The sequence below is a fragment of the Novosphingobium terrae genome (assembly GCF_017163935.1).
Classification (GTDB): Bacteria; Pseudomonadota; Alphaproteobacteria; order Sphingomonadales; family Sphingomonadaceae; genus Novosphingobium; species Novosphingobium terrae.
Genome location: NZ_JABVZR010000002.1, coordinates 821,861 through 836,656, shown reverse-complemented (window position 1 = coordinate 836,656; position 14,796 = coordinate 821,861). Strand labels below are relative to the sequence as shown.

The following is a 14,796-nucleotide window of genomic DNA, read 5'->3' as shown; positions in this document are numbered from 1 at the left end:
GCGGAGGGGGTGGGGTGATAGTCGCTTGAGATCAGCCAGCTTGGCGCCGTGTCTGAAATCCTGACGAAGACGGCGCCGGGCGTGACGTGCCAATCATTGTTGGTGGTGCCGCTCCAGACGTTTTCCTGCTTGGTTTCATGCGTCACGCGCACGCCGCCGGTGATGTTCCAGCGCGGCATGACATGCCATGTCGCCTGCCCGAAAGCGGCGATGGAGCGGGTCAGCGGATCGGCATAGGTGTTCACATTCTTGCCCGCATAGCCCAGCACGGTGGGGATGGAGGCATAGGCGGCATAGGCCGTGGGGTTCGAGGCATAGAGCGCCGCCTCGCTCTGCAGCGTCGCATTCGACTGGCCTGACAGATAGGCCGGCGCATCCACGCCATATTCGGTATGGGCGTCGGTTTTGACGTATTGGTTGAAGTAATAGACGCCTGCGATCAGATCGACATTGCCGATCCTTGGGAATGCCAGCCGCATCTCCTGCGTCCATTGGCGGTCCTGAATGTGATAGCCGCCATAGAGGGCATCGGCGCTGCTGCTGTCGCTGTCGGCGCGCGAGTCATACTGCCAATAGCGGAAAGCAGTCAGCGAGGTGAGCGTGAAACCGCCAAACTTCCAGTTGATTTCCGCCGAGCCCGCGCCTTGGCGGGTGCCGGTCTGCAAGGGGCCGCCCGCTGCGGTGAAAGCGCCGGTGGGATCGACCACCAGCCCCTTGGCGATCATGCCGACATAGGGGTTGGTGATGATCGTGCCGCCGATGGCCGCCTGCTTGGCCGCCAGCGTCGCCCCTTGCGAGCCCAGCGTGGGGATGGAGGCGAGGGCGCCGGTGCTCTGCTGCTCGGCTGAATATTCGCCGATCAGGCGCAGGCTCAGATCGCTGCTTGGCGTCCACAGCAGCTGCGCCCGCGCGCCGTTGCGGTTGAGGTTGTTGACCCATTGCCCGTTGGAAACATTATAGACATCGCCATCGCGGGTGGTGGAATAGCCCGTCAGGCGGAAGGCCAGTTGCGGGGTGATCGGCCCGGTGATCGAGCCCTGAAACTGCTTGTAATTATAATTGCCGTAAGTGGCCGCGCCCTTGAACCCCCATTTGAAATCGGGCAGTTCGGTGGTGATGTTGATTGCGCCCGCAGTGGTGTTCTTGCCGAACAGCGTGCCCTGCGGCCCGCGCAGCTGCTCGATCTGCTTGATATCGATCAGGTCCATCGAGGCCATGCCGGGGCGCCCGAGGTACACACCGTCGACAAACACGCCTGCACTGTTTTCCAGCCCGTCCGAGCCCGGATTGTTGCCGATGCCACGGATCGACATGGTGGTCTGGTGCCCGTTGGTGATGACCACCACCGTGGAGGGGGCCAGCTGGTTGAGGTCTTCAAGGCGGATATGCTGGTTCTGGCTCAGGCGGTCGCCGCCGATGGCGGAGATCGCAATCGGCACATCGGCGGCGCGCTCCTTCACCTTGCGCGCCGTGACGACGATGTCGTCGATGGCGCCGCTCTGGGTTGCGGCGGGCGCGGCGGGTGTGGCCGCATCCTCCGCATGGGCCGCCGGGGCGATCAGCGCGGCGGCCATGGCCAGAGCGCAACAAGAGGGAAAGCTGTGGAATGATGCGATGCGGGCCATGGCCTGCTCCTTGGTGTGTGAGGGAAGGCCGGTGCGCCATGCGCGCGTCCGGCCACCCCGGTGACGCGGCGTCACCGGGCGGAATGAAGGGGTGGGTCGTGAGTAAATCGGGGCCGGGTCAGTCGATCGAGGGGGCGCCGCGCTGGCTGGCCTCGGTCATGTCCCGGCGGATGGAGGGGAGGGCCAGCAGAATGATCAGCCCGCCCAGAACATAGGTAAAGGATATGCCGACCAGCGCCATGCGCAGCGCATCGCCGCCAAACCGGCCATGCAGGGCATCGCTCAGCCAGCCGACCAGCGAGGGGCCGATGCCCACACCGGCAAGGTTGAAGAACAGCAGGAACAGCGCCGAGCCCGTGGCCCGCAGGCGGGGCCCGGCCAGATCCTGAATGGTGGCATAGACCGTGCTGCCGCTGCCCATCGCCAGCAAGGTCATCGGCACGGTCAGCCACAGCATCATGTGCAGGTCATGAGACAGGAGGAAGACCACGGTGACCGGGCAGGCCAGAATGCAGCATCCCGCCATCTGCCAGATCACCCAGCGCCGGTCACGCCGGCCCAGCATGTCGCCCAACAGGCCGCCCGCGAACAAGGCGACAATCATGGTGATCCCGTTGATCGAGCCATAGCCTGCCCCCACCTGACTGGCCGACAGCCCCTGACTGCGCATCAGGAAAGCGGGAATCCAGCCGATGGCGGCATAGGCGGCCATGGTCGCCAAAGAATAGCCCAGATAGATCAGGCGCAGACTGCGCACGCGCAGCAGCGTGCCGACCGCGTTAGGCATGGTCATGGGGAGGGTGGGCGCTTCCAGCGATGTCTTGCCTGCCACCGGCTTGCGCAGTGTCGCCCAGAGGAGCCATGCCAGCGCGGGGCCGGGCACCGCCCCCACCAGAAAGGCCGCGCGCCATCCCCAATGGTCCGCCACCCAGCCGCCGCAGACCCCGGCCAGCATCAGGCCGATGCCGCTGGCCACAGTGGCGATGGCAATCGCCGTGGCGCGCCAGCGCTCGGGGAAATGGTCGGAGAGGATGGCCTGTGTGGTGGGCACGCAACCCGCCTCACCCACGCCCACGCCCATGCGGGCGAGCAGCAGCATGGGAAAACCGATGGCCGCCCCGCACAGGGCCGTCATGATCGACCACAGGATGAGTGCGCAAGCCAGCACCGGCACGCGCCGCCCGCCATCGGACAGACGCGCCACCGGCACCGCCAGCAAGGAGTAGACCAGCGCGAAGCCGAGTCCTGTCAACAGGCCGACCTGCCCGTCGCTCACCTTCAAATCATGTTTGATGCTTTCCACCAGAATGCCGACCAGATAGCGGTCATACGAACCGATAAGCGAGATGAGCGACATGAGGAGCAGCACGTAAAGTGCCATCCTCATGCCCGGGGCGGGCAGGGCAGCCAGCGATGCGCGGCTTTCCACCGGCATCGCGACAGGATCGGCTTGGCGGAACATTATTCTGCGACCAGCAGCGCGGCGTCATGCCCAGCCGGGTCGGCGATGGGCGTGAAGCGCGCGCGGAAATCGTCCAGCAGGATCTCGGCCTCGTCGAGAGCGAGGAAGTCGGCCGGGCTCATCTCCGGGTGCTCATAGCCATACCATTGCGTGTAGAAGGGCAGATCGCTGGCAAAGGCCTTGTAATGCGCGGAATAGGCCCGCAGCCGCAGGCGCGGTGTTGCGCCGGCCAGATCGAATGTCAACAGGCGGATCCAGCCATCGCCGAGGCCATCGAGAACCTTCGCCTCGGGCGCGGAGACCTTGAGCGCCTGCTTGCGGGACTGATAGTTGACAAGGAACTGATAGACCTTGTGGCCATGGTCGTTGTTGTCGATCCGCTGGTTGACGCCGTGGAAATGGCCGTTCAGCGTGATCAGGATCTGGTCGTTGGTGGCAATCAGCTTGGCCCACAGATCCTGCGGGCTGTTGCGCTCCGGGTCCATGCGCGTGAGGTCCAGCGCGGCGATGGATTTGCGCTCGGCCGCCTCGTTGATGAACTCATGGATCGACAGGATGGTGGGCAGGCCGGGATGGCTGTCGATCACGGATTGCGCCCAGGCGATCACGGCATCGTCGGGGCACATTTCCAGCCCCAGATGCAGGAAGCGATAGCCGCCGCCTTCGAACAGCTGCGCGCTGTTGGCGCCATCGCGGAAGGAGGACACATACCATGGCTTGTCACGGAACATCGGCGTGTCGCTGCCGAAGACCTGCGTCCAGTTGTTCAGTTCGCCGACATGCAGGCCGCCGATCTGGTCGATCAGATCGATCACATCGCCTTGCGCGTCGGAGATCAGCGGCGGGTGATTGGGGTCGGTCCAGAGATGGTCGTGATCGTGATTGCCGGGCACGACCGAGAAGGGCATGGCCTGTGCCACGATCTCCCACGCGCGGCGGACCGCGGGCATTTCGACCTCACGCAGGGCTTCGGGCGAGGCGGGCAGAATGCGCTCGATCACCGGGTTGGCAATGGCGCCGATGGTGGCGTGGCTGGCGTCGGGGCCCGCAACGCTGGGGTGCTGCCAATTGTCGCCGAGGCCGGTGACGAAGGCGATATCGCCGCCGTTGGAGCGCGCGTTGCGGGCGATATGGCTCATCATATCCCACAGCATTTCGCGGGCATTGAGCGGAAAACCGGCTTCGCGCTGGTTGTTATGGTCGACGTAATTCTGCGTGTCGCAGATGACCGCCACGCTGAAGGGGGTGGGGCGCGTGTTGCCTGCCATGGTCGTCATTATCCTTTCGATCGGGTTTCGAGCGAGCTGGCGGCATGCATGGGGGTGCCGCTTGTTCGACTCGATAAACAGAACGATTGTTCAGTAGGTGTGGCGCTTGACAGTTCCATGACATAGCGGCGCGATCTTGGTGGGGTATTGACCGGAAAAATCTGCGATGCACAGAGGGTTGGAAAATAAAATACATAAATATCAGTTATATAAATGAAGACACAAAAATTTTCTTAGATCGGCCTGACAGCTTTGTCCGATGGTCCTCTCCGCATGGCGTTGAAAAATTAGGCCATTTGTTCAGTGACATTTTTGCTTGCGCCATGCGGGAAATTGAACGACAGAACAGGGATGCTCGCGTCTGAATCTTCTCGCTCTCCCGCCATCGATCGCTGGAAAGCCGCCGCCTATGACCTCGCGCTGGAAGAAGGGCTGGCCGCGCTCAGCACCAGAGCAGTGGCCAGCCGCGTGGGAGGCAGCGCTTCGGCCATCAACTACCATTTCGGCAATCGCGAGCAGCTGATCGCCGCCGTTTGCGCTCAGGCGCTTGAGGCCTCTCAAGGCTGGCGCGCCCATCATCGCGAGGAAACCAGCGTCAAATTGCCGATCTGGCTCGATCTGGCCGGAGCCTTCGCCACCCTGCTCCAGATCCGGATCGAGGACGGGCGCCCGTTGCTCTCGCTGTTGCGCGAACTCGAACAGGAAGCCGTTGCCAGCGACTGGCCGGATGTTGCAGCCGCCATCGTGGACGAGATGGCAGCGGAAGCGGCGTTCTGGCAGGATTATACGGCCATGTTCGGCGCATCCCCGGAGCAGGGGGCCTTATGGGCGGATTTGGCGCTGGCGCTCAGCTCGACCACCTTGTCGATCTCGACCAGCGCGCTGCGGTCAGCCTGGATTGTGGGTGCGGCTGTGCGCCTGCAGCAGCGGCTGGCCGGCCAGAGTATCGTGCTGATACCCAGCAGGATGCAGGAAGCGGCCCAATTCGACGCCTCATCCGACCGCTACAATGAAACGGCGCTGCGCATCCTCGACATCGCCTTGTCCGCGCTGGCCGAAAAGGGTGCCGATCGCCTCAACCAGCGGGATGTCGCCGCGCGCGCCGGCGTCTCCCTGTCTGCCGTCACCTATTTCTTCGGCTCCAAACAGGAGCTGATCAGCGCGGCTTTCGAGGAATTGTGCAGCCGTGCCTATCGCGCCATGACCGACGAAGGCCGGGAACGCAGCCGCGCCGAAATGGTCGAGAGCCTGAGCGCCGCAGAGGGCAGCACCTCGCTGACGACTCTGGATGTCCTCATGCGCTCGGGCATGCGCCATCCGGTGCTTGGCCCGGTGGTCGACCGCATGCTGGCCATTCGCGGTGTCGGCTCCGAGGCCTTGCTGGCGCAGCTCGGTTTTGCCGTTGACCGGCTGGACGGCTATCTGTGGATCTCAATGGTGACAGGCCGCCATCGGCGCGTTTCGCACCTGCCTGCTGCAGACCGGAAGGAGGCCATGCTGCAGGCGGCATGGTTCCGGCTTGAGGCGCTGTTCGCCCGCTGAGGCAGACATGTCCAGAACCCCGTCATCTCGCGAAGCGGCATCGCCTCGGCTCCGCTTGATCGACGCTGTCTGGTCGTTGTGGCAGACAAAGGGCCATGCGGCGATATCGGCGCGGGCGCTGGCACGCTGTGCCGAGGTGCCGGTTTCGACGCTCTACAACCACTTTGCCTCGCTCGATGACCTTTTCGTCAGCGCTCAGGAACGGGCGCTGGAGGAGGCAAGGCAATGGTGCAGCATGCAACTGAGCCATCTGGTTGATCCGGCCTCTCAGCCGTTCCACATGGATGGGCTGGGCCGGATCATGGCAGCCCTGATCGATGAATGGGTGTGGAGCGAAAGGCGCCTCGCCTTTGCCTGGCGCGAAGGCCTTCTGCTGTCCCAACGCGAAAAGGGCTATCAGGGCATCGGGGCAGAATGGCAGGCCCTGTGGAGCGGCTTTTGGCAGGCCATATGCGATATGTGCGGCGTGGGCGCATATTCTCGCTGGACAAGTTCTGTTTTCGAGGGGGAGGCGGCGCTGCACATGTTGCCCGGGCGGCGCGTGCTCGACCGGGCCTGCCTCGATGAACTTTGTCAGGGTTGGGCCGACTGGCTGATTGGTCGGTTGACGGTCGAAGGCCCCTGGCGCTTCAGGGCGCGCCAGCGAGCGCTGGATGCCCTGCCTCACCTGCCTGACCATGATGACGTGGCCCGACGGATTGCTTCGGCTGCGGCCGATGTCGTGGAGCATCAGGGGATGGCGGGATTGACGCATCGCTCGGTCGCGGCCCGGGCGGATGTCTCGCTCGGGATGGTTTCAGGTCGATTTCGGACCAGCGCCGATCTGGCGCGTCTGGCTTTCGACACCATTTACAGCCGGCTGGTGATGCCGCTTGAGGCGCATGAGGCGGATCTTTCCAGAGGGCAAATTCATGTGTCGCGGCGCCTGGCCATGGAGGAGTTGATGCTTGCCGTTGCCCGGGAGAGCACATCTCAATCCTTTGCCTCGCAATTGCGCTATCTGCGCGGGCGCACGAGCGGCCGGATTTTGCAAGACATGCTGGGTATGGAGGTGACGGTTTCCCCTTTGGATGCCGCCATTTTTTCCGATCTTCTTTCTGGCATGCAGCGAGCCGGGATTGACCTGTCCCAACCGGGCGATCTCGATCGGGACGGATCTGAATGGGCAGCGTTGCGGACCTTGCTGCGATCTCGGCCGATGGCGGACGCTGCAAAAGGGTGGGGTTTTTGAGGTTCCGCTGCCGGTCTGGTGAATGGCCGGTAGTTAACAGGGAAGGCCCGTAGTGCCTCGCGAATGTCGGCCATGTTGGCGAAATTGTGCCATCATTGCTGCATCGACCGAGCACGACAACATGGCCAAAGCGATGGTGGCCGATAAAACCGACGTCTGGATGGTTCACGCTGCGGTTTCCAGCGTCGGGGCGGTATTGCGATGCTGGCGCTCCGGGTTTGGGGGGCGCCGCTGCTTGCCCCACCACAGATAGAGCCCACTGCACAGCACCATGATGGTCACCAGATCGAGCAAGGCCCACAGGATCTTGAGCGGCCAGCCTCCGTAATCCCCGAAATGCAGCGGGCGGGCCAGATTGAGCGCCCTAAGGTACCATGGAAATCCGGGATCGAGCGCCGCTTTGCCCGATGCCGCATCGACAAAGACCGGCTGGAACAGCCGTGCGGTCAGGGGGCTGTCGCCATGCACCCAGACGATAAAGGCATTGGCGCTGCCTAGGGGCGATCCGGGCAGGATCATGCTGTTGGGGACCATGCCCGGGGCGGCGGTCCGCGCATGCTCGAAGGCCTGCTGGATGGCGATCATGGGCCCGGACCGGGTCGCGACAGGCGGCGCCCCGGCGTGCCACAGCAAAAACAGCGGGTCTTCCAGCGTGTTGACGACACCGGTCAGCGCCACCACCCCCAGCCACATGGCGGTGGCGATGCCCGTCAGATTGTGCAGATCCAGCCATGCGACCCGTTTCGAGCGCCCCTGACGGATCTCCCCAAAGCGCAGATCGCGGGTGAAGGGGCCATAGAGCACCACGCCAGACACCACCGCCAGCACAGTCAGCAGCCCGGCAAGACCCAGCAGCGCATAGCCCGCCAGCCCCATAAACAGGCGGCTGTGCAGCATCAGCATGGCGCCCATCAGGTCCAAGCCCTTGCGGTCAGGCGGGGACAGGGGCCGGGCGGCATGCATATCCATCGGCAGGTCAGCGCCTCCGCCGGTGACGGCATGAACCACGCCGGGCTCCTCATCCTTCCAGTAGAACACCTGCACGGGCGTGCCCATGGCCTGCGCCGCCCGCCATGCCACGCGATCCAGCGGGGCGGGCGGGCTGCCCGGCGTGGAGGACGCGCGAGCCAGCCTGCCGCCGGCCGCGTCGATCTCGTCATGGAAGATCAGCGGCAGGCCTGTCACGCAGAGCAGCAGCAGGAAAAGCGTGCAGGCCAGGCTCGACCAGCGATGGATCAAAGCCCAACGCCGGATCGATCTGGCCGTCATGCCGCTCACCAGCGCCAGGCCAGCGTGGCCAGCACATTGCGTCGCAGCCCATAGGCGCAGAGCGCCGCGCTCTGGCAATAGGAGACATAGCGCTTGTCAAACAGGTTGCTGACATTGGCGCTCAGCACCCAGTTCTGCATGGCCGGGATGGCATGGCCCAGCTCATAGCTGAACATGGCATCGGCCAGCGTGTAGGCGCCCACCTTGAAGTCGTTCAGGCTGTCGCCATAGCTTGAGCCGACATAGCGCACCCCCGCGCCAAGCTTCAGCCCGGCAAGGGCACCCGCATCAAAGCGGTAATCGGCCCAGCCAGAGGCCTGATTGGCGGGCACGCCATAGGGCGTCGTGCCCAGATTGTTGGCAAAGGCGCCGGTGGTGTCGTTGCTCTTGGTCACGCGGTTGTCGAGATAGGTGTAGGCCGCGATCAGGCTGAGCTGCTTGACCGGATTGGCATGCAGCTCAAACTCCACCCCGCGTGAACGGATCTCGCCGGTCTGCACGCTGAAGCCGGTGTGAGTGGGATCGGGATCGCTGGTGGTGACATTCTGCTGGCGCAGATTGAACAGGGCGATGGTGGCAAAGCCGTTGAAGCCCTGCGGCTGATACTTCAGCCCGGCCTCCACCTGCTGGCCGGTGGTCGGCTTGAAGGTGGCGCCATTATACGCCACGCCGATCGTGGGCTGGAAGCTGGTGGCATAGCTGACATAGGGCGAGAGCCCGAAAGGCAGGCTGTAGACCGCGCCCACCCGCCATGTCAGCTTCTGATCGACCTGCCTTGTGGTGGTGGCACCGACCAGCTCATGATCGGTCGATCCGGCCCAGTCCTGCCGCAGGCCTGCCAGCACATCGAGGCGTCCGGCATGGATCTGATCCTGCGCATAGAGGCCCAGCTGGTCCTGCCCGACCACATCGATCCCGGAATAGGCAGGCGCGGCAAGGCTGACCCCATAGACGGGCGCAAAGACATTGAGCGCAGGGGCGGCAAAGTTGAAGCCATAGCTCTGGGTGTAGTTGATCTTGCGGTAATCCAGCCCGACGATCACCGTATGGCTCAGCGCCCCGGTGCTGAATTTGGCCTGCGCCTGATTGTCGAGCGCGATCTGGCCGAGGCTCTCGTGGTTGATAAAGCCATAGCGGTTGAGCGTCGCATTGTCCGAACCCAGCCCATAGGCCAGCAGCGCATCCAGCTTGTCTTCGATATGGGTGTAGCGCAGGTTCTGGCGCAGCACCCATGTCTCGCCGATGCGGTGTTCCAGCCTGTAGCCGCCGCCCCATTGCATGCGGCTGTGCCGATCATAGGTCGGGTCGCCCACGTCGAGGCTGGTGGGGATGCGGCCATTGGGGTTGGCCGTCACCGTCCCTTGCGAGGGCACGAAATTGTAGAAACCGGCCTTGGGATCATATTGGGCGTTGGCCAGCAGGGTCAGATCGGTGTTCGCATCCAGCTTGATCTTCAGGCTGGGGGCGATGGCATAGCGCTCGGTGCGGATATGGTCGATCTGCGAGCCGCTGCTGCGCGCCAGACCCGTGACGCGATAGGTGACATCGCCATTGCTATCCAGCCTGTCACCCAGATCGAAGCCGCCCTGAATGCGGCCATAGCTGCCGCCGCCGATCTGCACCTCATGCACCGGCGTATCACCCGGCAGCTTGCTGACCAGATTGACGATGCCCCCCGGGTAGGCCTGCCCATACAGCACCGAGGCAGGCCCGTGCAGCACTTCGATGCGTTCGAGCGTATAGGGCTCGTAAGAGGCGATGTTGTAGCCGACATCGGGCAGGATCAGCCCGTCGAGATACTCCTCCAGCCGGAAGCCCCGGCCATAGACATACTCCTCGCCATCGGTGTTGACGCCGCGCTGCTCGGCCTGAACGCCCGAGCTGTAGCGCAGCGCCTGAGGCACGCTTTGCGCGCCCTGCGCCCTGATCTGATCGCTGGTGACGACAGAAATGGCCTGAGGCGTGGTGAGGATCGGTGTGTCGCTCTTGGTGGCGCTGGCGGCATGGGTGGCGACATAGCCGCGCACATGGCCGGTGGCGGTCTGGGGCGCGGTGCTGCCATCATCGATGGCGCTGCCCTCCACGGTCACCGTGCCCAGCTGGACCGTGCCCGATGGGACGGAGCCCGACTGGGCGGCAGGCGCCGCCTCCAGCGTGAAGATGCCCGGCCCGGTCTGGCGATAGGCCAGGCCCGATCCGGCGAGCAGGCGCGACAGGCCCTCGGCGGTGCCGAAGCTGCCATGCAGCCCGGGGGTCTGGCGGTTGCGGGCGAGGGGAGCATCGTAAAGCAGTTGCACGCCGCTCTGCTCGGCAAAGCGGTTGAGCGCGGTGGCTAGAGCGCCTGCGGGAATGTCATAGCTGCGCGCCGCCTGTGCCACGGCGGGGGCCGGAACCAGCGCCGCGCCACAGGGCAAGAGCAGCAGGCTGGCGGCAAGGGCGCGCCTCAACCGGCGGGCGCGGAGGTTTGTCGTGTGGTTTGGCGTCACTGTCTTTGAAGTCCTGCTCTTGAATGTGGGCTATCGCTAATGCGACTTGCCTTCAACAAGCAGGACGATGGCGGGCAAAAAAGGGAAACCACGCCGCTCAAATTTTTTCGCGAGAAGGTCGCCCGTCAGCTATGGATCAGGATCACATGATCGGTCAGCCGGGTGGAGCCAAGGCCCAGCGTGCGCTCGATCACATCGACCGCGCCGACCGGGTCGTCAATATCGAACACCCCGCTGACAGGGCGCTGCGCCAGATCCGCGCTGACCCCGATATAGCCGCGATGATAGCGGTTGAGCTGCGCCACAACAGCCCCCAGCGGCATGTTGACCACGCGCAGATGGCCGCGCATCCAGGCGTCGGCATCATCTGTCTCCACATTTTGCGTGGGCCCGATGCCGTGCGGCCCATAGGTCAGTTGTGCCCCCTCATGCAGCACGCGCGTCTGGGCTTCCCGTGTGATACGCACTGCATGCTCGGTGACGGTGACCTGCGTGTTGTCATGGTCCTGCCGCACGATAAAGCGCGTGCCCAGCGCCGTGGTGCTGCCTCCGCCCGACAGGACGGTGAAGGGATGGGCCCGATCGGGTGCGACGCTGAAGGCCGCCTCGCCGCGCAGCAGGCGGATGGTGCGCGGGTTGGCGCTGTCCACCGCAATCGCGCTGTCGGTGTTGAGCATCGCCATCGAGCCATCCGGCAGCGCGACCGAGCGTCGCTCGCCCACGGCGGTGATGGCATCGGCGCGCAGCCTGACGGCCAGTTCGGGGGCGCCCAGCACGGCCAGCACCAGCGCGGCGGCCATCGCCGCCCAGAGGTTCAGATTGCGCGGGCTGAAACGATGCCGGGCGAGCGGTGCTTCGGGATCGATGGTTTCGGTCAGCACTGTGGCGTCCAGACTGTCCCACAAGGCCTGCGCCTGGGCATAGGCCTGTTCATGGCGCGGATCGGCGGCGCGCCATGCGGCGCAGCGGGCCTCGGCTTCGGGCGTCCAGCTTGCGGCTTCGCGCTGGGCGAGCCACTGCGCGGCTTGTCGGCGGATGGCTCGGGAAGGGGAGGGCGCGTCAGTCATGCAGGCAAGTCCGGCCGGAGGCGGTAGAGCACCGCTGCTGAAAGGTAAGACGTTTCCGGCGCGCCCATGGAAACCGCGGGGTTGCGATCAATCATCATCGGGGTCATCCATCAGATGCTCCATGGCCTGCGCGATATAGCGCGCGACCATCTGGCGGCTGACGCCCATGCGCTGGGCCACCTCATGGGCAGGCAATTGCTCGATCCGGCGCAGATAGAGCGCCTGGCGGCAGCGCGGCGGCAGGGTTTCGATCGCGGCATCGACGCGGGCGAGGTCTTCCTGCCCCAGCAATGTGGCCAGCGCGGAGGGCGCGTCGGCGGCAACATCGGGCGGCGTATCGGTTGCGAGGAAGAGTGCCCCGCGAACCTTCTCGCCACGCATCTGGTCCAGCGCCAGATTGCGGGCGAGGCGATAGAGAAAGCCGCGCTGGTTGCGAATGGGCGGTTCGTCATCGATCCGCTGGATCTTGAGCCACAGGCTTTGTGCGACATCCTCGGCCGCAGGCTCGCTGCCCACGATCCGCCGGACCGCGCGCAGCAGCATCTGGCGCTCGGCGATGAGCAGGCGGGAAAGGGCAGTTGCGTTGGTTGTCACCGGCAGGTCCAGATGGAGCCGCTCCGGTTAGCCTGAGTTGAGAGTGAATCGCAAGATGGCGGCGCTTGAACTGGTTAATCGCTTTTTGGGGGCTGCCTGCATTTCGGCAGAAATCGGACAATGAGTGCAAAGGCGCCCAAGCCGAGGATGACAGCCGGAAGCGAGGCTTCCGGTCCGAAGCCTCCTCCCGTCAGGGCATCGATCGATCCGTGCCTGGGCAGGCTGACCAGCAGACTGCCGTCACTGGCCATGCCCGAAACGCGTGCCCCGAAAATTCCGCCCAGCATCAGGTTCCAGCCGGCGTGAATGCCGGCCGACATCCAGATGCGGCCTGTCAGCATATAGAAACCGGCGAAAAGCAGTCCGGCTTCCACGGCGATGGCCAAAGCAGCCAGCGGCGTGGCGTGCGGATTGGAGAGATGTGCTGCGCCAAAGGCTGCGGCCGAAAGCAGCAGCCCGGCTGCCATGCCGAAAGCACGCGAGAGCAGGCGGAAGATGATCAGGCGCGCCAGCAGTTCTTCCAGCAGGCCGGTGCCGATTGCCTCGCGAAGGTCATGGGGCCAGTCTGTCCAGCGCCCCGGCTTGATCTCATAGCCGCCAGCAAGCCAGAGGAAGCCTATCGTCATGGCGATGATCAGGCCACCGGTCAGGAAACCGGCCAGATACTCGCGCAGGAAGCCGACCGTGGACAGTTCGACGGGCCAGCGTTTTTCTCCCTGACGCACGAGGGCGATATAGGCGGTAAAGCCCAGCCCGGTGCAGATAAAGGCCATAGCGACGGTCACGGTGGCATGCGGGATCAGAGAGGTGACGAGCGACTGCAGGGAAAGGATCGCGCCTGTTACGATCAACAGGGCGATCATCCACAGCAGGCTGCGCAGCACCATCCAGGGGCCGGGGCGCAGAACGCCCTTGTTGCCAAGGATGATCCGGCTCTGGCGGTTCCATGCTGTTCCCAGCAATTCGGCGCGCATCTTCGTTGCCCCTGTTTTTGACATCGTCGGCTGGATGGATGGCTTGCCAGTGCTCGCGACGGGCTGGCCATGCATGGTATCTGTGGCTGCGGGGCAATCGCCGTGCCTTGCAGCACGTCATCCTGCCCCGCACCCCGTGTTGTCGCCCGTTTCCGGGCGAGGTCAGGCCTTCACGAAAGCGAGCAGATCGGGATTGATCGTCTCGGCATTCACGGTCAGCATGCCATGGGAAAAGCCCTTGTAGATCTTCGAGGTGCCATTCTTCAGCAGCTTGATCTGCAGCAGCGCCGCATCGGTATAGGGCACGACCTGATCGTCATCGCCCTGCATCACCAAGGTTGGCACGCCGATGGCCTTGAGATCCTCGGTCTGGTCGGTTTCGGAAAAGGCCTTGATGCCCTGATAATGGGCCAGGACGCTGCCCATCATGCCCTGCCGCCACCAATTGTCGATCACCGGCTGGGAGACCTTCGCGCCCGGGCGGTTGAAGCCATAGAAGGGCCCTGCGGCCACGGCGTGGAAGAATTCGGCGCGGTTCGCGGCCAGAGCGGCGCGGAAGCCGTCGAAGACCTCCAGCGGGGTGCCGCCGGGATTGGCGGGCGTCTTGAGCATCAGCGGCGGCACGGCGCTGACCAGCACCGCCTTGGCCACGCGGCCCTGCGGCTGGCCATGCTTCGCGACATAGCGGGCCACCTCGCCACCACCGGTCGAATGGCCGATATGGACGGCATTGCGCAGGTCGAGATGCTCGGCCACCGCTGCGGCATCGGCGGCGTAGTGATCCATGTCATGGCCGGTATCGACCTGCGTGGAGCGGCCATGACCACGGCGATCATGCGCCACCACCCGGTAGCCATGGCCGAGGAAGAACAGCATCTGCGTGTCCCAATCGTCCGAGCTGAGCGGCCAGCCGTGATGGAAGACGATGGGCTGGGCGTCCCTGGGGCCCCAGTCCTTGTAGAAGATTTCGGTGCCGTCCTGAGTTTTCACAAAACCGCTGCTCATGATCGTATCTCCGTGAGGTGTGGGGTGGGATGAGGCCTTGGCGAGCGCTGCCGTGGGAAGCCATGGCGCGGTGGCAGCAACCGCACCGCTCACGATGACATGACGCCGTGAAAGGGTGAAGGCTGAGTGTGACATGCGCGTTCCCGTCTGTGTGTGCTGGACTGGTGGAAGGGGCAACCGCATCAGGGCCCCTTGCCATGCGCTGAAATCTAGCCCGACTGTGCAGGCCGGGACACTATACGCAGGTTTGTGCATCACCATCCCTCGTGCTGG

At 64.4% G+C, this 14,796-nt stretch carries 10 protein-coding genes and 2 pseudogenes; 3 read left to right on the top strand and 9 right to left on the bottom strand.

Annotated features, from left to right (window positions below):
• Positions 1 to 122: 122 nt before the first annotated feature.
• From HGK27_RS31465 to HGK27_RS22170, 3 genes and pseudogenes are all read right to left on the bottom strand, one after another.
• Positions 123 to 1,574 (bottom strand): annotated as a pseudogene (locus HGK27_RS31465) (TonB-dependent receptor); the annotation flags it as partial.
• A gap of 169 nt (positions 1,575 to 1,743) precedes the next feature.
• Complete coding sequence (locus tag HGK27_RS22175; RefSeq protein WP_206245047.1) at positions 1,744 to 3,087, bottom strand: spinster family MFS transporter; 1,344 nt, start codon at positions 3,085 to 3,087, stop codon at positions 1,744 to 1,746.
• Positions 3,087 to 4,355, bottom strand: a complete 1,269-nt coding sequence (locus tag HGK27_RS22170; RefSeq protein ID WP_206245045.1) for a metallophosphoesterase family protein — start codon at positions 4,353 to 4,355, stop codon at positions 3,087 to 3,089. Before HGK27_RS22170 ends, HGK27_RS22175 begins: the two co-directional genes overlap by 1 nt.
• Positions 4,356 to 4,706: 351 nt before the next feature.
• On the opposite strand from HGK27_RS22170, the gene HGK27_RS22165 reads away from it, so the two are divergent.
• The 3 genes and pseudogenes from HGK27_RS22165 (at position 4,707) to HGK27_RS22160 (ending at position 7,128) form a co-directional block, all read left to right on the top strand.
• Positions 4,707 to 5,897: a helix-turn-helix domain-containing protein gene (locus HGK27_RS22165; protein WP_206245043.1), complete on the top strand. Its 1,191-nt coding sequence runs from the start codon at positions 4,707 to 4,709 to the stop codon at positions 5,895 to 5,897.
• Between the two features lie 7 nt (positions 5,898 to 5,904).
• Positions 5,905 to 6,027: pseudogene (locus HGK27_RS31460) on the top strand (hypothetical protein); the annotation flags it as partial.
• 105 nt (positions 6,028 to 6,132) lie between these two features.
• Positions 6,133 to 7,128: a TetR/AcrR family transcriptional regulator gene (locus HGK27_RS22160; RefSeq protein ID WP_241127741.1), complete on the top strand. Its 996-nt coding sequence runs from the start codon at positions 6,133 to 6,135 to the stop codon at positions 7,126 to 7,128.
• Between the two features lie 165 nt (positions 7,129 to 7,293).
• Here HGK27_RS22160 and HGK27_RS22155 read toward each other — a convergent pair whose 3' ends face one another.
• From HGK27_RS22155 to HGK27_RS22130, 6 genes are all read right to left on the bottom strand, one after another.
• Positions 7,294 to 8,397 (bottom strand): PepSY-associated TM helix domain-containing protein, encoded by a 1,104-nt coding sequence (locus tag HGK27_RS22155; protein ID WP_206245039.1) that lies wholly within the window; start codon positions 8,395 to 8,397, stop codon positions 7,294 to 7,296.
• Between the two features lie 5 nt (positions 8,398 to 8,402).
• Entirely contained in the window at positions 8,403 to 10,883 is a 2,481-nt protein-coding gene (locus tag HGK27_RS22150) for a TonB-dependent siderophore receptor (protein ID WP_206245037.1), read from the bottom strand.
• Positions 10,884 to 11,008: 125 nt separating this feature from the next.
• Positions 11,009 to 11,950 (bottom strand): FecR family protein, encoded by a 942-nt coding sequence (locus HGK27_RS22145; protein WP_206245035.1) that lies wholly within the window; start codon positions 11,948 to 11,950, stop codon positions 11,009 to 11,011.
• An 87-nt stretch (positions 11,951 to 12,037) separates the two neighbouring features.
• A complete protein-coding gene (locus tag HGK27_RS22140) occupies positions 12,038 to 12,544 on the bottom strand; it encodes an RNA polymerase sigma factor (protein ID WP_206245029.1) in 507 nt (168 codons plus the stop codon).
• Between the two features lie 74 nt (positions 12,545 to 12,618).
• Positions 12,619 to 13,518 carry a CPBP family intramembrane glutamic endopeptidase gene (locus HGK27_RS22135; RefSeq protein ID WP_206245027.1) on the bottom strand — a complete coding sequence of 300 codons (900 nt, stop codon included), beginning with the start codon at positions 13,516 to 13,518 and terminating at the stop codon, positions 12,619 to 12,621.
• Positions 13,519 to 13,680: 162 nt separating this feature from the next.
• A complete protein-coding gene (locus HGK27_RS22130; protein ID WP_407674694.1) occupies positions 13,681 to 14,523 on the bottom strand; it encodes an alpha/beta fold hydrolase in 843 nt (280 codons plus the stop codon).
• Positions 14,524 to 14,796: the final 273 nt, after the last annotated feature.